We start from the raw sequence: 26,342 nt of genomic DNA on the forward strand, positions 1-26,342 counted from the left end.
ATTTAATAGAATGATTATTTGGATACTTTCACACGCTGGATGGTTCCATCCGCATTGAATTCCATCCGGTCGATACATACCTCACGGTGTACGCCCGGTCCTTTATCTGATTTCAAATAGTTTTTGTTGATGCGATGGTATACAATATACCATTCGTCTGTACCCGGTTTCCTCACAACAGAGTTATGAGCTGTACCGTAAATTTCCTGTGAAGGATCCTGTATCAGCACCACCGGATCTTTCGCCACCTTAATCGGTCCCAGCGGAGAATCCGACGTACCGTAAGCCACATGATAGTTGGCTGAACCCGTATCGTCGACCGACCACATGAAGTAGTAAGTACCCTGACGATAGAATACATAAGGAGCTTCACGGTAAGCATAATCTTTCAAACTGCCACCCTTCGGAGTCATCACCTTCAAGGTTTCTTTCTTGATGGATACCATGTCGTCGTTCAGTTCTGCACCGGCCATATAACCGTTACCCCAGTACAAATAAGACTTGCCAGAAACCGGATCGGTAAACACATCCACATCAATCTGCTGTCCGTAACCTACCGGAGAGTCTGTCACGATAGGTTTGCCCATATCTTTGAAAGGACCTACCGGAGAATCGGCTACAGCCACTCCGATTTTCTTACCGGAGTCATCGGTCGGATTACCACTATAATAGAAGAAATATTTGTATTTTCCGTCAATCAGTTTTTCTTCAATGGCCGGTGCCCACGCATTACCATTGGCCCAAGGCACCTGCGGAGAACGCAAGTCCAACATGACACCTTCATACTTCCACTCCTTCAGGTCGGCAGAAGAGAATACGGTGAAATACCATCCTCCCCATCCGGGCTGTCCGTCGGTCGTAGAATAGATATAATAACGCTGTGTCTGATGCGAATACAGCACTTCCGGATCTGCATGGAATCCCGGCAATGCAGGATTGACCGGCAATTCACCCAGTTCGGCCGGCTTACCCCATTGGTCTGTGATGCGTTTCAATTCGGCACGTGTAATCGGAATGATGGTACCGTGGCGCGGATGGAAGTTCATCTTCACCGCCTGGTCTATCGCCTTGAAATGCTTCAGGTCGGTTGTTTCCGTAAACTGGTAGGCACCTTTCATATACACATCATACATCAGAATATATTTGTCCTGTCCAATTAGTTTGAACGTACCGGCACCTTCCACGGCTTCCTTGGTCTGCTGCTTGTAATCCGGCTGTTCTTCCCACTTTCCGGAAGTCAGCGCACGGGTCGTAGCGACCTTGATACCATTTCCGTTTCCTTCAGTCTTATAGAAAAGGTGATATACTCCGTCTTTATATACAATGTCTCCATCGATACAGGAAGTCTTGTTGCTCGGAATGAAAAGTGGTTTCGGTTCTCCCTCCAGGTCGGTAAAGTCTTCGTTCGCATACGCATAATAAATCACATCCGGACCTCCGGCATACTGCATGGAGAAATAAATCATGTATTTTCCTGCCTCTTTGTCAAAAATGGTCTGCGGAGCCCATACCCGTTTCAGCTTTTCCTGACCCGGATAGCGTTTCTGAATGTTCACTACCGAATGAGACCAGTTGACTAAATCTGTAGATTTCAACAAAACCATGGCCCGGTTGGAGTCCCATCCATTGTCGGAAACCATGTCGGTAACCACCATGTAAAAAGTCTGACCGTCTTCTCCTCTCAGAATATGAGGGTCACGTACACCTCCGGTAGAACTGATGACTTTCGAGTCAATCACCGGCTTATTGTTATTCAGTGCATAGTAAGTATATCCATCCATACTTACTCCATAGCATACGGCTTCTTCACTGATATTGTTTCCCGTAAAATAAGTGAACAAATAAGCCACATAATCTTTTTCATCCACCAATGCGGCAGACAGTGATTCCGAAATAAACGGAAGCAAGAATAATAAAGACAGGATTCTGTTTCTCATATACTTTATATGTGTTAACGTTTGGCACAAAGATAGAGAATTAGTGTATCACATACAACTATTAATCATGCAAAAAAGGAGGAGAATCGTGCATTTCTATCCTCAATCCATAAATTTATAATTGAAACGACAAATTTCTGTGTTTCTGTATTCTTGCTTATATTTGCAGCCAACAAACGAAAACAAAAAACGAAACATAGTATGTGGATGAATTTACTTTTATTAATTGTCGGGCTGGTTCTGATTCTGGTAGGGGCCAACGGACTGACAGACGGTGCCGCTTCCGTAGCCAAACGCTTCCATATTTCCGACCTGGTCATCGGATTGACCATCGTAGCCTTCGGTACTTCTGCCCCTGAACTGGTGATCAGTGTACTTTCGGCCTTACAAGGCAGTGCAGAAATGTCTATCGGAAACGTCGTGGGAAGCAATATCTTCAACGTACTGATGATTATCGGCTGCACGGCTCTGGTACTGCCCATCCAAGTAGGGAAAGGCACCATGAGCAAGGAAATCCCGCTGGTCATCCTTTCGGCCTTGGTACTGACTTGCTTTGCCAACGATTGCCTGCTGGATGGAGAAAGCCAGAACATCATCAGCCGGATAGACGGACTGGTGTTGTTGGGATTCTTCCTGATTTTCATGCGCTACACCTTTGCCATTGCCCACAACGGAAATGAAGACGGCAGTGAGGAACAGAAGGTCAAGGAACTGCCCGCCTGGAAATCGACTTTATACATTATAGGGGGACTGGCCGGATTGATTTTCGGTGGTCAGCTGTTTGTCGACGGTGCCAGCGGCATTGCCCGCTCCCTGGGTGTCAGCGATTCCATCATCGGCCTGACCTTGGTAGCCGGAGGTACTTCCCTGCCGGAACTGGCGACTTCCATTACAGCAGCCCTGAAAAAAAATCCGGGTATTGCCATCGGAAACGTCATCGGCAGCAACCTGTTCAACGTGTTCTTCGTACTGGGATGCAGCGCCACTCTCTCTCCACTGCCCATGGGTAACATCAACAACATCGACATGGCCGTACTGGTGGGCTCTTCCATCCTGTTCTGGCTGGTGGGCTGGTTCTTCAAGAAACGGACCATCACTCGTATAGAAGGAGCCTTGCTGGTGGTATGCTATGTAGCTTACACCGCTTTTCTGATTTCACAACAATAACCCTAAAAACCTATTTCACACATGAAAAAAATCATTTTTCTCTTTGCCGGCCTCAGCCTGCTGAGCGCCTGCCACTCAGGCAAGCAGCCGCCTGCCGACAGTTCCGGGACACAAACCGTGTCGACCGACTCTCTCCAGGTGCTCCACGGACAACTCATCATGGGACACGAAACCCAAAGCTTTACCGCCGACGGAGACACCACGGCCTACTGGATTACCGACCCCTCGGGTCAGCTGGAAACGCAGTACAAGGCAGCCCTTCCTCCGGAGGCTTCACCCTATACCGCTGTACCCGCCCAGTTGAAAGTGCGGCTGAAAGGCCCTGCCACTGAAGGCTTCGCCGCCGAATACGACGGTGTGATGGAATTGGTGGAAATACTCAGTGTAGGAAAATAAACGAACAGGATGGCTTACTCTATAAGGAAATAATCCTTAAGATAAGCCATCCTGTTCCGTTAAGCTACAATCCGAATAGTCCGGATTGCTCGTTTTTATTCCAAGAAACGTTCTGCACGCCCCGGAGACAACAACTCCCACAAAGAAGCCACTACCCATCCCGGTGCAAAGATATCATTGTAATACCCTTTGCCGTTCTTTCCATAATCCCAATTGGTATGTTGCACCACTTCAGGATAGAATCCCTTCTTGGCGATTCCACACAAATGTCCTTCGTACGGCAACAACTGACGCATGGAAGTGCTGATGACATTCGAGAAGGCGGTGAAACGAGGTTCATTGAATTCTTTCGCCAACCAATGCAACACATCGGCGAAATCGAAAACGAATACATCAATGTGATTGTTTTCCACCGACACGTTTCCCCAGCCACGAGTCTTCAAGCCCAAATCACCCAACATCTGTCCTTGGGCAAACGGCACATCCCACGTATAATACCACGACAAAGCGAAATAAGCTGCCTTGCGGGATAATTCTGCATAATGCGCCTGTTCCTTTCCTTTGGTCACCAAAGCCAGGTAATAAGCAGCCGTAGAAGCATACAAAGATGCCTCTTTGTCTTCACAATTCGCATCCAGCGTAGAAGAGAAATAGTCAGCCTTTGAAATCAGTTCCTTTTCCAAGTAACCGACCGAACGCTTTGCGGCTTCCAGATAACGTTTGTCTTTAAAATACTTGTACCCCATCACCAACGGAAGAGTAGCCGACGGCGTACTTCCTCCCGATTTGTCTACAAGGGAGAAATCATCCTTGAACTTACGCGGGAAACTGCCATCTTCATTCTGCAAACGCAGGAAGGCATCGAGCATCGTTTTCAGACGTCCTTCCCATTCCGGATGTTTCCGTCCTTGCCGCTTTTCGTAGTCCAAGTAATACAACACCGCATATACCCCCTCCGACTGACGACGGATACTATGATTGTTTTCTACAAAATTACGTTTGAAATGCACCACCTCATTGAAAAAGCCGGCTGCTGAAAAACCATGCTGCAGGTAGGAATCAAAAATCTGATTGGCATGCTCCACCAAATCCTTGCGTTGCTTTTCTTCTCCGTATTCCAGCGCATTAAATGCATTCAATAAGGTACGTCCCACAAAACCGACTTCGGCCACATCCAGTTTATCACAGGTGGCCGTCCGTAATTCCACACCGGAATAATATTTCGTGGGCGCATCGTCCACATAACTTTCCACAAAGAAATTACTCAACACCTCTTTCACAAAATCGGCAGTATAAGGCGTTTCCACGGGAGCCGGCTTATACAAATCATAGCTATATTCCCAAGCCTGTTTCACGCAATCAGAAAAATCTTCAGCGGCTGTTTCGTGAAGTTCCCAAGTTAGCGTCAAAGTCTCTCCTTTCTTGAGAAACTGATACGCTTCTACCGAAGGGGCCAATGTCAATTTACGGATATAAGTTTGGGGAGCCTCCTTATAAGGATAGCCAAACGACAGTGTAGCCGTACCATTCACATTCTCAAATCCCGTATAACCGAGGGACGTTTTACCTGAAAGAATCACCTCTCCCTCCTTATGAGTCGTCAAGGCCTCCTCCCCAAATGTGGACAGACGGGTTACCGAAATCGACTTTTTGTTTTTCTCATCAAAAATAGTCGTCATCGGGGTACTCAAACGGTCTTCCCGCACCACCCAGCTGTCTGACGTATGAAAAGAAGGGGCCTCCTTGGGCGAACGCAAGTTCCGCCGGTACCAGAAGCCCGGCATGTAGAACAGACAGTCGTCATGACGTGCATCCGACTTGAGCTGTTCGCCAAAATTAAAATAGACATCCTCCAGGGCCACAATCCATACCTGCACCTGCTTCGTCTGTCCCTCTCCTGTCACCTTCTGATACATCAGCAACGGCAGTTTGGCATTGCTGACCAACTGATAGTCAAAGTTACTCTCTGATAATTTATTCAATGTCAACGGATAATGTACCGCCATGTTACCCGGTACCTTCAACGCAATAGAGGCCGAAACATTCGAGGGGCCATACTCCAAGGCCTGTACGCTCAGTATTCCCATCCCCAACGCCACTACAGATAATAATCGTCTTAGATTCATAGTATTATTTTTTTGTCTTAAAAAATGGTTTCTTAGCAGAAATAGAAGGACGTTTTCTGGCTACCACAGGCCATTTGCGTTTCCAGGAAACTTTATCGAGCATCAAGACACGTCCGTCAGGATGCTTCACACTGACCGCATGATACAAAATCCAGTCGTTTCCGGCCTCATCAGTCACAATCTCTGAATTGTGTCCCGTCCCCACAAAATGTGCATTCTTATGAATAAGCACTTCATGATGATTGTCCAGCATGCGCTCTCCCTTTTTATTCAAATAAGGGCCCAGCAGGTGCTTTGAGCGACCAACCACCGTAGTGTAAGTACTCTTCAAACCTTCACAGCAACTTCCAATCGAAGCAAAAAGATAATAATACCCATCACGTTTGTGAATATAAGTTCCTTCGTAAGCCGTCCCTGCCACTTGCACCGGAGCTGCTCCTTCCTTTACCTTCAATCCGTCTTCACGCAGTTCTACCGCATAAATGCCACTAAAACTTCCAAAGAATAAATATTTCTGTCCGTTTTCTTCTATGTAAAACGGATCGATGCAGTTCTGTATCTTGATACCCTTGCTGCGAAACATCATGCCGCAATCCTTGAACGGTCCTTCCGGACGGTCGGCCACCGCACATCCTATACCGCAAGTCCACTCTCCTCCCCATACGGACATCGAGTAATACAAGACGTATTGATTGCCTATCTTATTGATGTCGGGTGCCCATATTCCTCCTTCCGGTTCAAAATTCGGACGGGTAGCATCTGTAAAAGCAGTCCCTACAAACTCCCAGTTCACCAAATCTTTGGAACGGTGAATCGGAAGATTCCGGATATCTTCCGTAGCATACAGATAAAAATAACCGTCATCCCCCTTTATAATCGAAGGATCAGGTAAACTATAGTCAATCACCGGATTGGAGTACTTATCAGCCGCATACAGACCGGATGACAGAACAAGCCCCCAAAATAAACACTTGATTTTCATTTGTATTTTTAATTTAAAGTATATACGTGTACTCTTTCATTCCACACAAAGGTAATCCCCTTCCTTCTAAATACCCCCAACGATACAGTCAGATTATAGCACAATGCAATCAAAATGCCCAATTTCTTCCCCTACGACCTTATTTTTCATTCAAGAACTCTTTCGGCAGCATACCAAACTGCTTTTGAAAACATTTGGTAAAATAAGAAGGCGTATTGAAACCGACCCGGTAACACACCTCATTAATCTTGCAATCGCCTTCCTTCAAAAGCTGGGCTGCTTTCTTCAAACGTTCAATGCGGATATAATCATTGGGAGTAATATTCAAGATTCCCTTTATCTTACGGTTCAGGCTCGAACGGCTCATACACAGTTGTTCGGCCATGTCCAGCAGATTAAAGTCAGGGTTCTGGATATTGGCTTGTACCACCTCATTCATTTTTTTCAGAAACTCCTCGTCGGCCTTGGTGATGGCCATGCTGTTCGTCTGTACAAAAGGCGCATGCATGAAAGCAGCCTGTAGCTGTTCACGATTCTTCAACAAGTTCAGAATACACGCCCGAAGGAATTCCATCGAAAAAGGTTTGTCCACGTAAGCATCCGCCCCCATCTGCATACCTTCAATCTTGGATTGCAAAGTGGTCTTGGCTGTCAACAGTACCACCGGGATATGGCTGTAGTCCAAATCCGACTTGATGACGTTGCACAACTCCATTCCATCCATCTCCGGCATCATCACATCCGAAAGAACCAGATTGACAATAGATTCCTTCAGCACCTTCAACGCTTCCACTCCATTGGCAGCCGTCAGCACTTTATACGTGTCCGAAAGCTGCTTCTGCAAGAACCGGCGCATCTCCGCATGGTCTTCCACCACCAGCAGGGTATAATGGAAAGTGTCGGGCTGTGAAACCGGCTTTTCCTCTCCCGATACGGGCACAGCCACCTTTTCTTCTTCCTCCGTATAAGGTAAAGTCAAGGTCTGCTCATGACACAAGGGAAGCTCAAGAAGAAAACGGTTGCAGTGCAAATCCTTGTCCATCCATAATTTACCTCCATGCAGTTCGGCCAGAGAACGTGCCAATGCCAGCCCGATTCCCGTACCTTGCACCTGTGCGTTACCTTCGCGATATTGTTTAAACGGTTTGAAGATTTCTTCCCGTTCATTCAAGGGAACCACCGGTCCGTCATTTTCCACTGACAACTGCCACAGACCTTCTTCCTTTTCCACCTGCACTTTCACCAGAATATAAGTAGCACCGTATTTAAGGGCATTGGTAAACAAGTTACTGACAATTTTCGTGAATCCTTCCTTGTCGACCGAAACATGCAGACCCTCCGGCATATCAAGCGTAAACTTCAAGTTCTTTTCACGCGCCAAGGGGGTAAAACGTTTATATATTTTCTGCAACAAGCCCGACAAATCATACTCCATGAAGTTCAGCCTGACTTCTTTTGTCTCTGTCTTCCGGAAATCCAGCAACTGATTGACCAAATCCAACAACCGAGTGGTATTCAGGTCCATAATCTCAAGGTCATCTTTCACACTTTCATCCAGGTGCGAAGACGACAACACATTCTCCAATGGACTCTTAATCAAGGTAAGCGGAGTACGTATCTCATGAGCCACATTGGTAAAAAAGTCAATCTTGGCCGCGTACAGTTCACGTTCCTTCTCGTACTTCAAGATTTCCATAGCCCGCAAATGCTTGCGGTGGTTCCGTTTGTAGATATAATAGACTCCACACAACACAAGTCCCACACAAAATATGCCATAAACGGTATAAGCCATCCAGGACAAATAAAAAGGAGGATGTACTTGTATCTTCAGCATACGTTCTTGCGGATTCCAGATACCGTCGCTGTTGGCCCCTCTCACCCGCAAGGTATAGGTGCCATAAGGCAAGTTCGAGTAACTTATTTTTGAGTTTCCCTCTTCCAAGGTGTACCATTCCTTGTCAAAACCTTCCAATTTATACATCACCACATTCGACGAGGGAGCCTGATAGCTCAAGACCGATGCCCTCAGTGAAAATGAATTCTGTCCGGCATTCAGGTCAATCCGGTCCGAATAGGTGATACTTTGGGAAAGAGGAGATGACTTCTCACCCACCAATGACCGCTTGTTCCACAAGAAAAAGTCGGTCAGTACCACAGGAGACACCTGCTTATTCTCGACGAACGCAGACGGATGGAAAACGATAAATCCATCTACACTTCCCATATAGATAGCCCCATCCCGAGCTCTTAATCCGGACTGATAATTAAACTGGTTGCTGAGCAATCCGTTTGCCGTGGTATACACATGCTTCTCCCCGGTAGTCGGTTGAAAGGAAACTAACCCCTTGTTCGTGGTCAGCCACAGTTTTCCGTCCTTGTCTTCCACCATCCGATAGACGATATTGCTGGGGAAACCTTGCGACATGTCATAGCAGACAAAGTTGTCCGACTTCGGGCAGAAACGGCAAAAACCGGCTCCCTGTGTCATGAACCATAACTGCTTATGGCTATCCTCAAAAATGCTGATTACTTTATTGTAAGGCAAAGAAGTACGGTCGCCCGGCACCCACTTGTACTGCTTCCAATGATTGCGGGGCAAATCATAACAAAAGACTCCATCAGAATAGGTAGCCATCCATAATTTGCCCTGGCTGTCTTCCAGGATGTCGTACACAAACACATTCTCCAGTTCTTCCATCCGCTGAAAATCATCTGTCGAACGGTTATAACGCAACAAGCCCGAAGTGGTTCCAATCCAGATATCACCTGTACTTGTCTTGCAAATAGAAAACACATTATCGGAGTTCAGCGTATTGGAGGCCTCCCCCTTACTGTAATGTGTCAAAGCCTTTGTCCGCAAATCGATACGGCTTAACCCGTTGGCAAAAGTGCCTACCCACAAGCTGTTCCCGTCCAGACACAAGCCGTGTATATTATGTCCTAATTCCGCATGAAGAAAAGGTACAATCTCCCCATTGGCCGGATTGAAATGAAACAAGCCCTTGTCTTCTGCAATCCACAGGGTGCCATCATTCCCTTCGCAAAATTCACGGACGCGCCGCCCCATGTAACGCAGGTTTTCCCGCGGATAATATTTTTCAAAATACGTGTACGGATACGGATAATAATTCACTCCACCAAAATAGGAGCCGACCCACATCCCCCCTTCACGGTCTTTGTACACACTGTAAATCGCATTGTCGGAAAGTGCATAGCGTTCATCTGTCTCCGGCACGGTCAGATGCACAAATTGCCCGGTCCCGATATTGTAAATATACAGTCCCTGTTCGGTACCCACCCACAAGTCAGTATCCGAATAGAAACAAATGCTGCGTACATATTCATCCAACAGCTTCCGGACCTTACGGGTGGTCAGGTTTATCTCCATCAATCCTTTTGAAGAACCCACATACAGGTTATTATGCAATCCCTTCGTACAGAAGTTGATGACCAACCCCTTGAATGTTTCTTTTCCATCGGCGTCCCGAAAGACTTGAAAAGAAGTGCCATCTTCCGAATAATACAAGTTATCCTCGTAACGGCCCACCCATAATTTCCCGGCATCAAACCAGAAACTCGTCACGTTCGAAGTTCCCGGCTCACCACAGGAGATGTATCGTTTCAGGTGTCTTTTCTGCCTCTCATAGCAGAACAATCCCTGATTATCGGCCGAAATCCAGATATTTCCGCGCGAATCGGCCGTAATCCACGTCACCGAACGCGTAATATTTTCATCCAACGACTCAGCCAACTCGTCCAAGCGCAAGAACTTCTCCCGAACCGGCTGGTAAATATAGACTCCCGCATCGGTACCGACCCATATATATCCCTCGCGGTCCTCGCACAAGGCCGTTATGATATTGTTACCCAACGAAGAGTTCTCTTTCCGAAAAACCCGGAACTCTTGTCCGTCGTACAAATTCAACCCATCCTTTGTACCCAGCCACATAAATCCTTCCTGGTCCTGCAGAATGGTATTTACCGTACTCTGCGAAAGACCTTCATTGATTCCCAATGTCCGGAAATAATAGGAAGAGGCAGCCTGTAGCTCTCCGCCTGCAAAGCAGAAGAGCCACAAGACTACCATTATGCCATATAAAACAGATTGCTTCTTCCTCATAGTACAAAGGTACACATATTTTTTTACCTCGCTTATTTCTTACTCAATGACTCGCACAACTTACGGTTGATGGCTTTGACCCGCTTTTCATCTACCTTGATGACTTTGCGGTCGTAGGTCATCAGCCCGTTTACTTCCACTTCCACATCCGTGGTCTGTGTGTATACGGCCGCCGAAAAGCCTCTCGGAATCAGGTTGTACAACTGTTCCGCGTATTTCACATATTCATCGGTCACTTCCTTGGAAGAGTTGAACTGGATATATCCCCAGTTACGGTCAGGTTCCCAGATATGTTCCGGTACTACCCAACCAATACCTCCATATTCTCCTAACACCGTAGCCCGCTGTGCATCATACAAGTACAGCTCTGGAGCCGGATAATTGTGCAAGTCCAGCATGTCACCGCAGGTGTAGTGATTTCCTCCGCTGGCCGGATCAACCAGACGGGTCGGATCGTATTGTTTGGTCCATTCCACAATCTCAGGAGTCTTGAACTGTCCCCATGCCTCATTAAAAGGAATCCAGGTCGCGATGCACGGATAAGAATACAAGGCATCCATGATTTCTTTCCATTCTTTCCGATAGCAGGCTTCCGACTCGGCACTCCGCTTCATTTCCGTGCCTTCAAAATATTTCCGGTTCTGCCATTCAGGATTGCGGTCACCGCTCGGCATGTCCTGCCATACGATAATTCCCATCTGGTCGCAATACGTGTACCAGCGGGCAGGTTCTACCTTGATGTGCTTGCGTATCATGTTGAAACCGAAATCCTTTGTTTTCTGAATATCGTACCGTAAAGCCTCATCGGTAGGAGCCGTGTACAATCCGTCCGGCCACCAGCCCTGGTCCAACGGACCAAACTGAAACAACGGTTGGTTGTTCAGTTCCAGGCGTACAATTCCGTTCGCATCGCGACGGGAAGAATATTTCCGCATAGCGGCATAGCTGGCCACTTCATCTTTCACTTTTCCACCTTGTTTCAGGGTAATCTTCAACGTATAAAGGAAAGGACTGTCCGGTGACCATAATTTGACGTCTTCCGGCATTTCAATCTGTACACACTCTCCGTTGATACTCTTCCCTTGTGCCACCAGTTTCCGTCCGTCAAAAACTTTCACTTCTACCAAGTCTTTTGACGTAGCCTCATTCACCACCGCCTGTACGGAAAGTAATGAATGGTCGATATCTGGTGTGATTCGCAGGTCTTGAATATAAGATTCACTGACCGGTTCCAACCAAACTGTCTGCCAGATTCCAGTGACAGGAGTATACCAGATGCCTTCGGGACGGGACACCTGCTTTCCTCGCGGCTGATAGCCTTGGTCGGTCGGGTCCCAGACTTTCACCATCAGGGTATTTTCCCTGCCTTGCAAGGCTTCCGTGATGTCGAAAGAGAAAGGAGTAAAACCTCCGGTATGACTGCCCACTTTCACTCCGTTCACCCACACATCCGTTTTCCAGTCTACTGCCCCAAAATGCAGAAGTACCTTTTTCCCCTTCCACGAAGAAGGAATGTCGAACGAGCGGCGATAGACCAATTCCTTTTCCGCACCGACCGTCTTGCCGACTCCCGACAAAGCAGACTCAGCGGCAAAAGGTACCAAAATTTGTCCATCGAACGTGGCAGGCATGTGCTTGCCTCTCTCTACAATGGCATAATCCCACAATCCATTCAGATTTTTCCAGTCTTCACGTTCCATAATCGGACGCGGATATTCAGGCCACACATTTTCGGGTGTCACCTGTTCGGCCCATTGTGTACGGATTTTCCCATCCACCATTTTCCATTGCGCATGCAGTTGCACTGCAAAAGCTCCCCAAAAGGCGAGCAATAACCATACATTTTTCATTGATATTATTTTTAAGATGTACAAAAATAAGACATAACTATCCACTCAGATAAAACGATTCTACCAAAAAATAGAAAATAAGAGGCAAATATCACTTCAATTACCAAACGAACGCGCAAAATGCCACATACACCTTGGCAGTTTTTACGTTTCTCTTGTGGGAAACGTACGTTTTCGCACGGAGAAACGTACGTTTCGCGAATGGAAAACATACGTTTCCGCCTCGGAAAACATAAAACATAGCACGAGTTTTTCCACTCTTTTCTCTTGCGTTTCCCCATTCAAACAGTTTGTTTGCTGCAAGACCTTCCATTTCTTGCGACACATCCGCGTACCGTCAGGACACAAAAAAAGGTGAAAGAACCTCACGGACCTTTCACCCTACTTAACTTTAAAAGAGATTTTCTATGTTTATTTGCTATAAATATTTTTTCCTTCCTTTGTCACCTGCGAAGGGTTACCGGCATATACCAAGTTGCCACTGCCGTAGGATTTTGCCGTAAGTTTCTGGGAAGCCCGGCAAGACAAATCACCGGAACCATGGACGGCTGCATCCACTTCCTCGGCTTTCAAGCTGCCGGCATCCAAATCACCGGAAGCGTTGTCACGAAGCACGGCCTTCAGGCAACGGCCCGATACCAACATATCGCCACTGCCGTTGACCGTACCTTCCAAAGTTTCCTGGCACTGTAGATTGGAGAGGATGAAATCGCCGGACGCATTGACCGCCAAGGCCGCATCGCGGCACACCGCTTTATTGATTTTCATATCGCCGCTGGCATTGATGCGAGCCTGCAACTTCCTGCAGTTGACTTCCTGTACCTCCACATCGCCACTGGCATTGGTTTCTGCCTCAAAACTGCCGCACTGCACCGTGGAACATTCAATGTCACCACTGGCATTCGTCTGGAAACGGATACCTCCTTCCGTACGCAGTCCTTTGGGAATGGCGATGTCACCGGAAGCCATCGTCGTAAAGCGACTGACAGACGGCGCATATACATCTACCCGGCAACGGTTCTCTCCCTGGATACTGGTACCCTCCTGATAATACACACTCAACGCCCCTTTCGACTCCTTCAACACCACGTAGGGCATTACATTGTCGGATGCATAGATTTCCGCATACGGCTGTCCGGAAGTCTGGTGATACACCACATCGATAGAAGAGAGCGTAGACACTTCCTGTATATTCCCGAGGGTACGACGTTCCGTCTGATAGTTCTGACTCGGTTGAACGGTATGGGCAGTTCCCATACAGCTGAAACATGCCATGGCACATGCCAATGTGAGTATATTCATTCCAATTTTCATAAGTCTTTACCTCCAATTATTTTTTACTTCATCTTATTTTATTCTGTTCTTAAATTCTCCATGGGATTGGCACGGGCAGCTTTCCATACCAGTCCGAAGGCCACCAGCCAAACAATTACGCAAACAATCAGCATACATCCGGCAAACAGGTACCAGGTGAGGTCGATTTTCACCGCAAACAGTTGCAAAAGCTGTTCGCCGACCTTCCAGGCACACAAGGCCCCAATCACTACAGCCGGAAGCGCAATCTTCAGCAAATCGAGCAGGAAGATTTTCTGCACGTCGGCCATGGAAGCCCCGTGGATGATGCGGATAGCGATTTCCGCCCGACGGCGTGACACTTCGTCGCGCACATAGGCCACCAGTCCTGTCAAGGCGATGATCAGGATACACAAGCCTGCAAAAAGTACACTGTTGCGCACGTGCAACACTCCATTGTACAAGTTGCCCATCTCCAGCGACAGGCTGTACACCTTCAACTGCTGGGAAGCAACCGTTCGGTCGACCACCTGCTGCACTTGCTTCATGGCCTCGGGCGACATCCGGTTCAACGCTACATATAAATAACCCGAAGGTCTATTTCGATAGAACATCACCGTAGGACGCTCGTCATGCTCTTCCAAAACCTGAGAGCCCAAATGGATTTCTTCGTACACCCCGCAAACAATGGCCACCGTTCCACGTTCGGTATGTTCGGTAATATATACCGACTTCCCAATGGGAGAGCCTGTCCATCCGGCCAGTGTTTTCATGCGTTCCACGAACTGACGGCTCACCATCACCTGCTGCGACAAGGAATCTGTCAGCGTAGGGGTAAACAAATTTCCTTCGATGACTGGAATCCGGAAAGCCTTGTGATAATCGGGACCTACATAATACATGTCGGCAATGTTCATGTATTCTTCTCCTGTTTCCGGATTGTACACATTGTTTCCACTGCAACGCTCCGACAGGAGCTGGTAGCCCCAGGTAACCGCCTTTACCTCCGGCAGTTTTTTCAACTCCTGCACACAGCGTTCCCGCTCCACCATCTTAGAGCCCGACAGGTCGGCATACAAGGTGTTCCGGTATTCAAATCCGGGATTGAAATTCATCAAGGTGTTATACTCCAAGCCGATGACCGTCAGAAGGCAGACAAAGAATGTGGTCAACACGAACTGCAAGCACAGCAGTCCCAGCTTCCACCTCCGCTTGTTTTCCGTGTAGCGGCGATAAGCGTAGGTCACCGGTATACGGGTATAAAGATAGCCCGGCATCACTCCACAAAGCAAAATCACTCCGGCCGTTACTGCCAGACAGACCCATACGGTAGACAAGGGGAAAAGCGACTCCAGACTGTGTCCTATCTGTTCTTGCAGGAAATCCTGCAAGCCGAAAATAATCAATACGGCCAGAGCCAGACTGATCAGTCCGTGCAGCAACGACTCGGAAAGAATCATCCGGTAAATGTCGCCGCTCCCGGCCCCGTAGCAACGGTAAGTGGCAATGGCCTTGGCACGGCTCACCATGGACGAAACCACCAGCAGAATATAGTTCAGCACAGCCACCAGCAACATGATAATCGCAAAACTCAGAAACACGATGTTCATAATGCGGTTGTAATCGGACGAGGTGAATATTTCGGCTACGGGGCGAAGAGAAAATTCAAGATTCGTCCCCGACTGAGACAGTTCTTCCGTCACATGATTCGCTTCCAGCATGCGGTCCATACCTTCCTTCAAGTCATCTGGAGTGCTCCCTTTCCGCAAGCGGACATAGGTCTTGTAGCGGTCATTTCCCAACCAGTTGTTCGTTCCATCGTAAGCCACCTGCCCGATGGTCGGCAGGGCAATGAGCACATCCATCTGTGGCAGATGGGTATTCTCGGGAAAAGCCTCGAACACCCCGACCACGGTCACATGGAACTCAGGGTATTGTTTCCACGACAAGGTTTTCCCGATAATCTGTTCGCCTGCCACCTCCAGCAGTTTGGAAGAGATATACGCATTGTTGGCCTTTTCCAACCCCGTATAAGGCTCCTCGCCCATCAGCAGTTTCCGCGGGAAGACCCGGAAGAAGGTACTGTCGCAGAAATAAGCCTGCCCATCCAGTTCTTTATGGTCTTCCGTCGTCAGCGTCATCGACCCAATCCCCGTGAAACGGGTGGCCACTTCCACCGCCGGACAATAGCGCTGCAACCCCGGTCCGATGGCACCAGGAGTCTGCGCGTGCTCCCTCCAGTCGGTACCTTTCTGTTTGTAGCGTTCTTCCACCCGGTAGGTTTCTTTCAACCCCGGCAGAAAATTATCATACGACCGTTCGAAAATGACCTCCGCCAGCATGACCAAGCCGATGGCCAGTCCCACGCTCAGGCAGACAATCTTGACCACATTGGCCTCTCCTTTTCGAAACAGTCCTTTCAATGCACGTTTCATAAAGCACTATTTTTACATTTCCGCGATAGAAGCCACAATCTGGCCATCGAACAGGTTGATGACACGTCCGGCAAAACCCGCATCACGCTGGCTGTGTGTCACCATCACAATGGTGGTTCCTTCCTTATTCAGTTCGGTCAGCAGTTCCATCACTTCCTGTCCGTTCTTGGAGTCCAGGTTACCGGTCGGCTCGTCGGCCAGGATAATCTTCGGTCCGGAAACCACGGCACGGGCAATGGCTACACGCTGTTGCTGACCACCGGACAGCTGTTGCGGATAGTGCTTTGCACGGTGGCTGATGTTCATCCGCTGCATGATTTCATTCACCCGGCGTTTCCGTTCTTCAGAAGGCACCTTCAGGTACGTCAGCGGAAGTTCGATGTTCTCAAACACGTTCAACTCGTCAATCAGGTTGAAGCTCTGGAACACGAAACCGATGTTTCCCTTGCGCACGTTGGTACGGTCTTTTTCTTTCAGACTGCCCACTTCTTTTCCGTCGAGAAAATAGCTTCCCGAAGTCGGATTGTCCAGCAGACCCATAATATTTAATAAGGTAGACTTTCCGCATCCGGAAGGTCCCATGATGGCTACAAATTCCTTGTCTCTTACCTCCAAACTTACTTTATTCAGTGCCAGTGTCTCTACTTCCGTGGTACGGAACGTTTTTGTCAGGTTTTCAATCTTAATCATAATTTTATCGTTTTATAGGATTCATATTTTCATTTTGGAACTTTATTTTCCACTAAATCCTATACAAAGTCCGTGCCAATCTTTTAAACAACTGATTATCAACAAAGAATGAAATACCTAAAAAAAGCGGGTGTCTAATTTTTAGACACCCGCTGTATGATTTTTTGACAATTTTCGAGTAGAGGTTATGCCTTGACGCATTTGATGACCACGTGCCGGTCGCCTTCCAAGGTAGTGGCAAACAGATACACATCGCCACCTTCCTTCAATTTCCATTTTTTCCGAAGTTCCGCCACTGATGCCGGAAAATTGCGTACGGTCAGGTTGGCCTTGTCCACTCCTTGCAGCATCTGTTTCAGTTCCTTCTTCCCGAAACCAGACACTTCCAGCACCCGGAAACGACGTCCCGGAAAGTCGACTAATGCCTCCGATGTATACAAATGACTGTTCACATGCAGTTTCTGGAGGCCGAAACGCGCTCCCAACAGGCGGTAAGGTCCTGCTTTCAGCAAAGCCGCCCCCGGTTCATAAAGGTAATTCCCCACTTCTTCCGCCAGCGAACAACGGGCTTCTTTCTCCTGTGCATAAGTAAAGACAAACGGTTCCGTCAAAAAGTTATTAACAGCCTGTTCACAACTTATCCACACCTCTCCGGAGGCTTCTGGAGCGGATTTTTCCGGTTTTTGGAGCACTACGAGCAACTCTTTGCACTCGTTATTCACAGCCACTACGTGAATCTGACGGATGTATTTCAACTCCCGCAGCGAAGAAAAAATGTCGAGCATGGGCGAAAGTTTCACCACCACCGTGCGTCCTTTCTCTACCAGCAACGGCTCCAGCCTCTGCACATCCGGTTCACAGTCGGCAATGGCCACGGTCTTTCCTCCCTGACTGTCGCGACGGGCCGGGTCCAGAAACAAACAATCCACCGGTTCCATCTGCTGCAGATAATCCACGCCATCCGCCTCATGCACCGTGACTTGCGGCAAGCCGAGCAAGGGGAAATTGTGGCGGGCCAGTTCACAAAGCACTTCCTGCCGCTCCACGTAGTCCACTCTTTGGAAGTTCCGTGCTAGGAAAGAACAGTCTACCCCCAGTCCGCCCGTCAAATCGGCCATCGTATCGCCCTTCAGCCAGGAAGCCTTGTAGCGGGCCGTGATTTCCGAGGAGCACTGTTCCATGGACAGGTGGGCCGGATACCGGATGCCTTCGGTCTGCGCCCAAAGGGGCACTTTCTTCTCGGCAATCTGCCAGCCGGCAATCTGCACCACAGCCGCCGCCATATCCACCTGCGGATATTTGCGGGCCTGCAAAGCCAACGTACGCACATCCTCTGTACGGTGCGCACGAATAAACTGGAGCGTTTCGGGTGAAAGTTCAGCCATTCTTCTGTTCTTATAAGCGTCTGTACAAGCTGTCGTTTTTCCTTTCGTTCAGAAAAAGGCATAAAAAAAGGAGTTCCGCTGAACTCCAACCTTTGTTAACCTTAAATCTAATACTATGAAAAACACGATGCAAAGGTACGGACTTTCTGGAATTATGCAAGTATTGTGCGCGTTTACGCATGTTTTATAACATAGATTAAGAAGTTTACCCTGTGCTTTAAAAGGCATTAAGAAAAAGGTTGCTTCTCTCCACACTTGCTTTCCGTATCTTTCATCGCCTTCCCTTGCACTCTTTCTGCTGCAAGTGCTTGTTTTCATGTTAAAAAGACATAGGTTTCACCCCTAACTCCCCCGTATTCCAACAAAATGTTATATCTTTGCCTCGATTATAGACTTTGACGTAACATGATAACCCTGAAAGAATTCTTTTCCTTTAAGAAGAACCGCTTTTTCTGGCTGAACCTGATAGCCATGATTGTCGTAGTTATCGGTGCATGCTGGGGCACGCTGCTCTGGCTCGACCACTATACACACCACGGAGAAGCCTATGTGGTGCCCAACGTAAAAAACAAGACTTTGGGAGAAGCGCAACTGGCTCTTCACAACCAAAAGCTGGAAGGGCTGGTAGTAGACTCCAGTTATGTGAAGGGACTCCCCGACGGAATGATTCTGGATCAGAATCCGGCGGGAGGCGCACGTGTAAAAGAAGGACGTACCATCTATCTGACCATCACCACGTCGAAGGTACCTCTGGTAAAACTGCCCGATTTGATTGACAACAGTTCGCTGCGCCAGGCAGAAGCAAAATTAAAAGCCATGGGCTTCCGCTTGACGGAACCGGAATATGTTTCGGGTGAGCAAGACTGGATTTACGGCATCAAATACCGTGGCAGAAGCCTGATGAGCGGAGACAAGGTTCCCCACGAGGCCATGCTGACTTTGTGTGTGGGCAATACAGCCATCCGCGATTCACTGGCCATGGATTCTACACAAGTAATGATAAGTGAAGGGGCATCTTCCAGCAGCGAAGCTGAAGTGGATGACTCTTGGTTCTAACCTCCACAAATCGAAAAAATGGCAGAAGATTTGATTGATTACGAACTGGATGACGAAACGCCAGACGACATTGAACCGATAGGGGGAGAACCGGAACTGTACGAACATTTCCGTACGGTGGTAGACAAAGGACAGGCTCCGGTCCGCATCGACAAGTATTTATTTGAACGCATCGTCAATGCATCGCGCAACCGTATCCAAATGGCGGCCGATAACGGCTTTGTCATGGCCAACGGAAAACCGGTGAAGAGCAGCTACAAGGTGAAACCACTGGACGTGCTGACCGTGATGATGGACCGTCCACGCTACGAGAACGATATCATCCCAGAAGACATTCCCCTGAACATTGTATATGAAGACGACGACCTGATGGTAGTGAACAAACCGGCGGGGCTGGTGGTACATCCGGGCTGCGGAAATTACCATGGTACGCTGGTGAATGCCATCGCCTGGCATCTGCGCGACGTGCCGACCTATAATCCGAACGACCCGCAGGTAGGACTGGTGCACCGCATCGATAAGGATACCTCGGGCTTGCTCGTCGTGGCCAAGACACCGGATGCAAAAACAAATTTAGGACTTCAATTCTACCACAAGACCACCAAGCGAGAATACAACGCCTTGGTGTGGGGCATCGTGGAACAAGATGAAGGCACCATCGTGGGCAACATCGGACGCAATCCGCGCGACCGGATGCAGATGGCCGTCATGGCCGACCCAACTCAGGGGAAACATGCCGTAACGCACTATCAGGTGCTGGAACGATTAGGCTACGTCACGCTGGTAAAATGTGTGCTTGAGACCGGACGCACCCATCAGATTCGTGTACACATGAAATACATCGGTCACACACTGTTCAACGACGAACGCTACGGTGGCCATGAAATCTTAAAAGGAACTCATTTCAGCAAATACAAACAATTTGTAAACAACTGTTTCGAAATCTGTCCCCGTCAGGCATTACATGCCAAGACTTTAGGGTTTGTACATCCCCGCACGGGAGAGGAAATGTTTTTCACTTCCGAACTGCCCGAAGACATGACCTGTCTGCTGGAACGATGGAGAACGTATATCAGTAACAGAGAACAATTATGAAACGTACAATTGCGATTGTAGCAGGAGGAGACTCTTCCGAACATGAAGTCTCCATGAAAAGTGCAGAGGGTATCTACTCTTTTATCGACCAGGAAAAATATACCCTTTATATTGTGGAACTGACCAAAGCGCACTGGGAAGCCATTCTTTCCGATGGAAGCCGTGCCACCGTAGACAAGAATGATTTCAGTTTCACTGACCACGGAAAGAAAATCATCCCCGACTTTGCCTATATCACCATTCACGGAACTCCGGGAGAAAACGGTATCCTGCAAGGATATTTCGAACTGATTGGCATCCCTTACTCTACTTGTGACGTGCTGGTATCCGCCATGACGTTCAGCAAGTTCACCTTGAACCAGTACCTGAAAGGCTTTGGTGTACGGGTAGCTGAATCCATGCTGGTAAATAAACGCCATGGCATCAGCGATGAGGATGTTATCAGCAAAATCGGCTTACCTTGCTTCATTAAGCCCAATGCCAGCGGTTCCAGCTTTGGTGTAACCAAGGTAAAGACCAAAGAACAGATCCAGCCGGCTCTGCAAGAAGCTTTCAAGGAATCGGACGATGTAATGATTGAGGCCTTCATGGACGGTATCGAACTGGCCAACGGATGCTACAAGACTAAAAATAGCGCTGTAGTATTCCCGATTACCGAAGTGGTCAGCAAGAACGAATTCTTCGACTACAACGCCAAATACAAAGGAGAAGTGACAGAAATCACCCCGGCACGCCTCAGCCCCGAACTGACCAATCGCGTACAGCAACTCACTTCTGCCATCTATGATATTTTGGGCTGCAAGGGTATCGTCCGTGTGGATTACATCATCACAGAAGGCGACAAAATCAACATGCTCGAAATCAATACCACTCCGGGCATGACTGCTACCAGCTTCATCCCACAACAAGTACGTGCCGCCGGACTGGATATAAAGGACGTAATGACCGATATTATTGAGGACCATTTCAATTAATTTTGTATCTTTGGAGAGAACAAGACATTCAATATCATGAACATACCTGCTGAATTTGACGATATTCGTCCGTACACCCCCGAAGAACTTCCACAAGTCTGTGAGGAACTACTGGCCGACAAGGACTTTCAGGCTGTCATCCAGTCCGTCATGCCGGGTGTGCCCATGGAAATGATTGCGGCACAGTTGCGTCGCTGCAAGACTACCCTGGACATACAGGAAACATTCTTCCACAAGCTGTTACACGACATCATGCAGCAACATAGCGACGGATTTGACCTGAATACCTCTTCCCTTCCCGACAAGAACAAAAATTATACCTTTATCTCCAACCATCGGGATATCGTTCTTGACCCGGGCTTTCTGTCTGTCGGCTTACTGGACAACGGTTTCCCCGATACCGTAGAAATTGCCATCGGCGACAACCTGCTGATTTATCCCTGGATCAAGAAGCTGGTACGAGTAAACAAGGCCTTCATCGTGCAGCGTGCGTTGAGCATGCGGCAGATGCTGGAATCTTCGGCCCGCATGTCACGCTACATTCATTTTGCCATCACCCAGAAAAAGGAAAGTGTGTGGATTGCCCAGCGTGAAGGAAGAGCCAAAGACTCCAACGACCGCACCCAGGAAAGCGTGTTGAAAATGCTGGCGATGGGAGGAGAAGGCGATATCGTTGACCGGCTGAAGGAACTGAACCTTGTACCGGTATCCTTATCGTATGAATATGATCCGTGTGACTTTCTGAAAGCGAAGGAGATGCAGCAGAAACGGGATTCGGAAAACTTCAAGAAAAGTCAGGCCGACGATCTCACCAACATGCAGACCGGTATCTTCGGCTACAAGGGACACGTACATTTCCAGACAGCCCCTTGCCTCAACGAGGAATTGGAAACACTGCGAGGACTCCCTAAGACAGAGATATTCAACCAACTTGCCACATTAATCGACCGACACATCCATCGCAATTATCGGATGTATCCGGGAAACTACGTGGCCTGTGACTTACTGAACGGTACCGATACCTTTGCCGGGAAATATACACCGGAAGAGAAACAACGCTTCGAGGCCTACCTGCAAAAGAAACTGGACCTGATTCAACTGCCCAACAAGGACGAAGCTTTCCTCCGTCGGTGTATGCTGCAAATGTATGCCAATCCGGCTATCAACTATCTGAAAGCCCACGAAGCATGAAACAGCTCCGTATCCTTTTAAGTATATTTGCCTGCCTGCTACTGTTAGGATCTTGCAAGAAGGATGAAGAATATGTATATCCCAACGTGATAAGCACGTTCATCGATGTGAGCACAGACAACAGTGGCACCGTAGAGAAGCTGATTACCGACAAAAAGGAGACACTGCAGATTCTCAACCGGGAAGGGCTGGATGGATTGACACCCGATTCGACCTACCGGACGGTATCCATCTATGAGCCCAAGGAGATAGACACACAAGGCAATGCGACGGCCCTGCTGTATTCCTGCCAACTGATTATCTCCGTGAAGCCGGTGACGGTTGACAAGTTGCCGAACGGAACGGCCAAGACTGACCCGTTAAACATACAAAGTGTATGGCAATCGGGAGACTACATCAATCTGATTCTGCTACCCATGGCAAAGGACAAGAGCCATATCTTCCATTTCATGGAAGAAGGAATCACTGACGATGAGGACGGAAAACGGACACTTCACCTGACGCTTTATCACGACCAGAACGGAGACTATGAGGCATTTACACGCAAGAGCTATCTTTCTGTTCCCTTATGGGCTTATGAAGGACGACTGACATCGGGCGACCGGATAATCCTCCGTATCAACACGTATGAGAAAGGGTATGTCAACTACGAATTTACTTATTAAACAACGAGTTATGATCAAGACAATTTATTTCATGTTCTTTATATGCATGTTCGCCATCGCCATGGTAGCATGCAAAGGAAAATCAAGCGACAATTTCAAGAACCTGTCGGCCGACGAGTTTGAACGCCTTATCGACGATGACCAGGTACAGCTGGTAGACGTACGGACTGTAGCCGAATACAGCGAAGGACACATCCCGGGCAGTATCAACATCAACGTGCTGGATGAGAAATTCTCAGCCAACGCCGATGAGCTGCTGAACCCGTCACAGCCGGTAGCCGTATACTGCAAGAGCGGACGCCGGAGCCGGAATGCCGCCAAAGTATTGGTCAAGAAAGGTTTCAAGGTGTACAATCTCGACAAAGGTTTTGAAGGCTGGAAAGAACTGGGCAAAGAAATTGAACAATAATATAAGGCTCAAACAACTCACACCTATAAAAAATGCCGTGACCCGCAAGAGGAAACGCCTCTGACCGTCACGGCATTTTATGTGATGTGCTGATTATTACATACTCTGAAGCATACGCTTCAATACGACCGTAGCCGAGATCTCCCGGTTGGCTGCTTCCGGAATGACCAGTGAAGTCGGAGCTTCAATCACGTCGTCCGACACAATCATGTTACGACGTACCGGAAGGCAATGCATGAAGAACGCGTTGTTGGTCCACGACATGTGTTCCGTATCTACCGTCCAGCTCATATCCTTACTCAGAATCTTTCCGTAGTCTTCCGGACAAGTTACTCCCGGACAAGCCCAGTTCTTGGCATAAATGAACTCGGCTCCCTCAAACGCTTTCTTCTGGTCGTATTCCACCTTCGCGCCACGCACAAACTTCGGATCAAGTTCATAGCCATGCGGATGCGTAATCACGAAATCCACATTGGCCTCGTTCATAAAGTCGGCAAAAGAATTCGGTACAGCCTGCGGAAGTGCCCGCGGATGCGGTGCCCACGTCAGTACCACCTTCGGACGTTCGGTCCGCTTGTATTCTTCAATCGTAATCAAATCGGCAAAAGCCTGCAAAGGATGTCCTGTAGCCGCTTCCATAGAAAATACCGGTTTACCGGAATATTGGATAAACTGGTTCAGAATCTTCTCGGTATAGTCATCTTCCCGGCTTTCGAAACGGGCAAACGAACGTACGCCGATAATGTCACAATAAGAAGCCATGACCGGAATAGCCTCCAACAGATGCTCACTCTTGTCGCCATCCATCACCACGCCACGCTCGGTTTCCAGCTTCCAGGCACCCTGATTCACATCCAGCACGATGACATCCATGCCCAAGTTGCGGGCAGCCTTTTGCGTACTCAGTCGCGTACGCAAACTGTTATTAAAGAATATAAGCAGACAAGTTTTATGCTTGCCCAACGCTTCGTATTTATAACGGTCCTTTTTTATCTCGAACGCTTCAGCCAAGGCGGTCTTCAAGTCGCCCAAATCGAATACATTGGTATAAGTTTTCATACGTAAAATTGTATATTAATTTATTTTTCACCGCAAATATACTATAAAAATACAACACTGTTCCTTTTTTATTCATTTTTTTCGAATCTGTCCGTCGCCTTCCACTATCCATTTATAAGTGGTCATCTCCCGCAAACCCATCGGACCACGGGCATGCAGTTTTTGGGTACTGATTCCGATTTCGGCTCCCAAACCAAACTGAGCCCCATCGGTAAAGGAAGTCGGTGCATTGACATACACACAAGCCGCATCCACTGCCTTCGTAAAGAAGTTGGCCGTTTCTGCATCTTCCGTTACGATGCATTCGCTGTGTCCAGAGCCGTATGTATAAATATGCGATACAGCTTCTGTCACATTCTCCACCGTCTTGATGGCCATCTTGTAGTCCAGGAATTCTGTCCCATAACTTTCCGGCGTAGCAGGGCGAAGCAATTCCACGGGATACTGTCCCGACAAAGCCTCGTAAGCCGCTTCGTCGGCATACAATATCACCCGGCTTTCCTGCAACGGCGCACACAAAGCCGGCAAATCAGACAAACGCCCCCGGTGAATAAGCAGACAGTCGAGGGCATTGCAGACACTTACCCGTCGCGTCTTGGCATTGTCAACAATAGCCGTTCCCTTGACCAAGTCGCCCGCCCAATCAAAATACGTGTGACAGACTCCCGCTCCCGTTTCAATAACCGGCACGGTAGCCTCTTCACGCACATACCGAATCAGGCTGCTACTTCCGCGAGGGATAATCAAATCTACCCATCCTTCGGCATGCAGCAGAGCCGCCGTCGCCTCCCGGCTTGAAGGAAGCAGTTCCACCACGTGCGGATCGACCCTGCACTCCTCCAGCACCTCCTGAATCAGCTGCACAATCGCCCGATTGGAAGCATCCGCATCACTTCCTCCTTTCAGGATAGCCGCATTCCCACTTTTCAGGCACAACGCAAACACATCGAAACTCACATTCGGACGGGCTTCATAAATCATCCCGATTACGCCGAAAGGCACACTCACCTTTTTCAGCCGCAGCCCGCTCGGCACCGTATAGCTCTCCAGAACACGCCCCAGCGGGGAAGGAAGCGCCGCCACCTGACGCATGTCGGCCGCAATACCCGACAACCGCTCCTTCGTCAGTTTCAGACGGTCATACTTCGGATTGGATACCTCCATCCGTTGCAAGTCCTCCTGATTGGCCTCCAGCAGACGCTCCGTGTGAGTCTCTATCCTGTCGGCCACTGCACACAATATATGATTCACCTTTTCCGTATCCAGCATCGCCAACTTACGGGATGCAATCCGGACAGCTTGAAATATTTCAGTCAGATTCATTTTTAGCTTTTTCAAATTACAGTTTATCGCAAAAATACAACTTCAAGCAGACATTCAAAACATTCCGAAAGAAATAATCGGCCCGACCAAAGAAATATATGCCCGAAAGCATGTTTATTTCCGAAAGTTTGTTATCTTTGACATAGAATATATGAGAGAAACAAACTTCTAATTATTAACCCTTAAAAC

At 48.2% G+C, this 26,342-nt stretch carries 19 protein-coding genes; 8 read left to right on the forward strand and 11 right to left on the reverse strand.

Going from position 1 to position 26,342, the window contains the following annotated elements; genetic code table 11:
- Nucleotides 1-14: 14 nt before the first annotated feature.
- Nucleotides 15-1,937, reverse strand: coding sequence for a family 43 glycosylhydrolase (locus RDP42_RS00345; protein WP_308762071.1), 1,923 nt, complete (start codon nucleotides 1,935-1,937; stop codon nucleotides 15-17).
- 207 nt (nucleotides 1,938-2,144) lie between these two features.
- Between RDP42_RS00345 and RDP42_RS00350 the strand changes: the two genes are divergently transcribed.
- Nucleotides 2,145-3,104 carry a calcium/sodium antiporter gene (locus RDP42_RS00350; RefSeq protein WP_308762100.1) on the forward strand — a complete coding sequence of 320 codons (960 nt, stop codon included), beginning with the start codon at nucleotides 2,145-2,147 and terminating at the stop codon, nucleotides 3,102-3,104.
- 21 nt (nucleotides 3,105-3,125) lie between these two features.
- Entirely contained in the window at nucleotides 3,126-3,500 is a 375-nt protein-coding gene (locus tag RDP42_RS00355; protein ID WP_308762072.1) for a hypothetical protein, read from the forward strand.
- Nucleotides 3,501-3,595: 95 nt separating this feature from the next.
- On the opposite strand, the gene RDP42_RS00360 is transcribed toward RDP42_RS00355, so the two are convergent.
- The 8 genes from RDP42_RS00360 to RDP42_RS00395 form a co-directional block, all read right to left on the reverse strand.
- Complete coding sequence (locus RDP42_RS00360; RefSeq protein ID WP_374046879.1) at nucleotides 3,596-5,626, reverse strand: hypothetical protein; 2,031 nt, start codon at nucleotides 5,624-5,626, stop codon at nucleotides 3,596-3,598.
- 4 nt (nucleotides 5,627-5,630) lie between these two features.
- A complete protein-coding gene (locus RDP42_RS00365; protein ID WP_308762073.1) occupies nucleotides 5,631-6,608 on the reverse strand; it encodes a family 43 glycosylhydrolase in 978 nt (325 codons plus the stop codon).
- Between the two features lie 139 nt (nucleotides 6,609-6,747).
- A complete protein-coding gene (locus tag RDP42_RS00370; protein ID WP_308762102.1) occupies nucleotides 6,748-10,695 on the reverse strand; it encodes a two-component regulator propeller domain-containing protein in 3,948 nt (1,315 codons plus the stop codon).
- Nucleotides 10,696-10,760: 65 nt separating this feature from the next.
- Entirely contained in the window at nucleotides 10,761-12,578 is a 1,818-nt protein-coding gene (locus tag RDP42_RS00375) for a sugar-binding domain-containing protein (protein WP_308762074.1), read from the reverse strand.
- Between the two features lie 411 nt (nucleotides 12,579-12,989).
- A complete protein-coding gene (locus RDP42_RS00380) occupies nucleotides 12,990-13,880 on the reverse strand; it encodes a GIN domain-containing protein (RefSeq protein ID WP_308762075.1) in 891 nt (296 codons plus the stop codon).
- A 50-nt stretch (nucleotides 13,881-13,930) separates the two neighbouring features.
- Entirely contained in the window at nucleotides 13,931-16,306 is a 2,376-nt protein-coding gene (locus RDP42_RS00385) for an FtsX-like permease family protein (RefSeq protein WP_308762076.1), read from the reverse strand.
- 12 nt (nucleotides 16,307-16,318) lie between these two features.
- Nucleotides 16,319-16,996 carry an ABC transporter ATP-binding protein gene (locus RDP42_RS00390; RefSeq protein ID WP_022352824.1) on the reverse strand — a complete coding sequence of 226 codons (678 nt, stop codon included), beginning with the start codon at nucleotides 16,994-16,996 and terminating at the stop codon, nucleotides 16,319-16,321.
- Nucleotides 16,997-17,181: 185 nt separating this feature from the next.
- Nucleotides 17,182-18,381 carry an SAM-dependent methyltransferase gene (locus RDP42_RS00395; protein ID WP_308762077.1) on the reverse strand — a complete coding sequence of 400 codons (1,200 nt, stop codon included), beginning with the start codon at nucleotides 18,379-18,381 and terminating at the stop codon, nucleotides 17,182-17,184.
- Nucleotides 18,382-18,786: 405 nt separating this feature from the next.
- Here RDP42_RS00395 and RDP42_RS00400 point away from each other — a divergent pair, with 405 nt between their 5' ends.
- Genes RDP42_RS00400 through RDP42_RS00425 form a run of 6 tightly spaced genes read left to right on the forward strand, consistent with a single transcriptional unit; the run spans nucleotide 18,787 to nucleotide 23,771 of the window.
- A complete protein-coding gene (locus RDP42_RS00400; RefSeq protein ID WP_308762078.1) occupies nucleotides 18,787-19,437 on the forward strand; it encodes a PASTA domain-containing protein in 651 nt (216 codons plus the stop codon).
- An 18-nt stretch (nucleotides 19,438-19,455) separates the two neighbouring features.
- Nucleotides 19,456-20,532 carry an RluA family pseudouridine synthase gene (locus RDP42_RS00405; RefSeq protein WP_308762079.1) on the forward strand — a complete coding sequence of 359 codons (1,077 nt, stop codon included), beginning with the start codon at nucleotides 19,456-19,458 and terminating at the stop codon, nucleotides 20,530-20,532.
- Entirely contained in the window at nucleotides 20,529-21,506 is a 978-nt protein-coding gene (locus tag RDP42_RS00410) for a D-alanine--D-alanine ligase (protein ID WP_308762080.1), read from the forward strand. The genes RDP42_RS00405 and RDP42_RS00410 overlap by 4 nt, the downstream gene beginning before the upstream one ends.
- A 36-nt stretch (nucleotides 21,507-21,542) precedes the next feature.
- Nucleotides 21,543-22,697, forward strand: a complete 1,155-nt coding sequence (locus RDP42_RS00415; protein WP_308762081.1) for a 1-acyl-sn-glycerol-3-phosphate acyltransferase — start codon at nucleotides 21,543-21,545, stop codon at nucleotides 22,695-22,697.
- The gene (locus tag RDP42_RS00420) at nucleotides 22,694-23,362 is read left to right on the forward strand and encodes a NigD-like protein (RefSeq protein WP_308762082.1); all 669 of its coding nucleotides are present in this window, start codon (nucleotides 22,694-22,696) and stop codon (nucleotides 23,360-23,362) included. The genes RDP42_RS00415 and RDP42_RS00420 overlap by 4 nt, the downstream gene beginning before the upstream one ends.
- A 10-nt stretch (nucleotides 23,363-23,372) precedes the next feature.
- On the forward strand, nucleotides 23,373-23,771 hold the full coding sequence (locus RDP42_RS00425) for a rhodanese-like domain-containing protein (protein ID WP_308762083.1): 399 nt from the start codon (nucleotides 23,373-23,375) through the stop codon (nucleotides 23,769-23,771).
- Nucleotides 23,772-23,867: 96 nt separating this feature from the next.
- Here the strand turns inward: RDP42_RS00425 and RDP42_RS00430 are convergent, their stop codons facing one another.
- Nucleotides 23,868-24,830 carry an acetylornithine carbamoyltransferase gene (locus RDP42_RS00430; RefSeq protein ID WP_204474413.1) on the reverse strand — a complete coding sequence of 321 codons (963 nt, stop codon included), beginning with the start codon at nucleotides 24,828-24,830 and terminating at the stop codon, nucleotides 23,868-23,870.
- Nucleotides 24,831-24,902: 72 nt separating this feature from the next.
- A complete protein-coding gene (locus RDP42_RS00435; protein ID WP_308762084.1) occupies nucleotides 24,903-26,153 on the reverse strand; it encodes a glutamate-5-semialdehyde dehydrogenase in 1,251 nt (416 codons plus the stop codon).
- Nucleotides 26,154-26,342: the final 189 nt, after the last annotated feature.

The organism is uncultured Bacteroides sp. (genome assembly GCF_902472605.1).
GTDB lineage: Bacteria > Bacteroidota > Bacteroidia > Bacteroidales > Bacteroidaceae > Phocaeicola.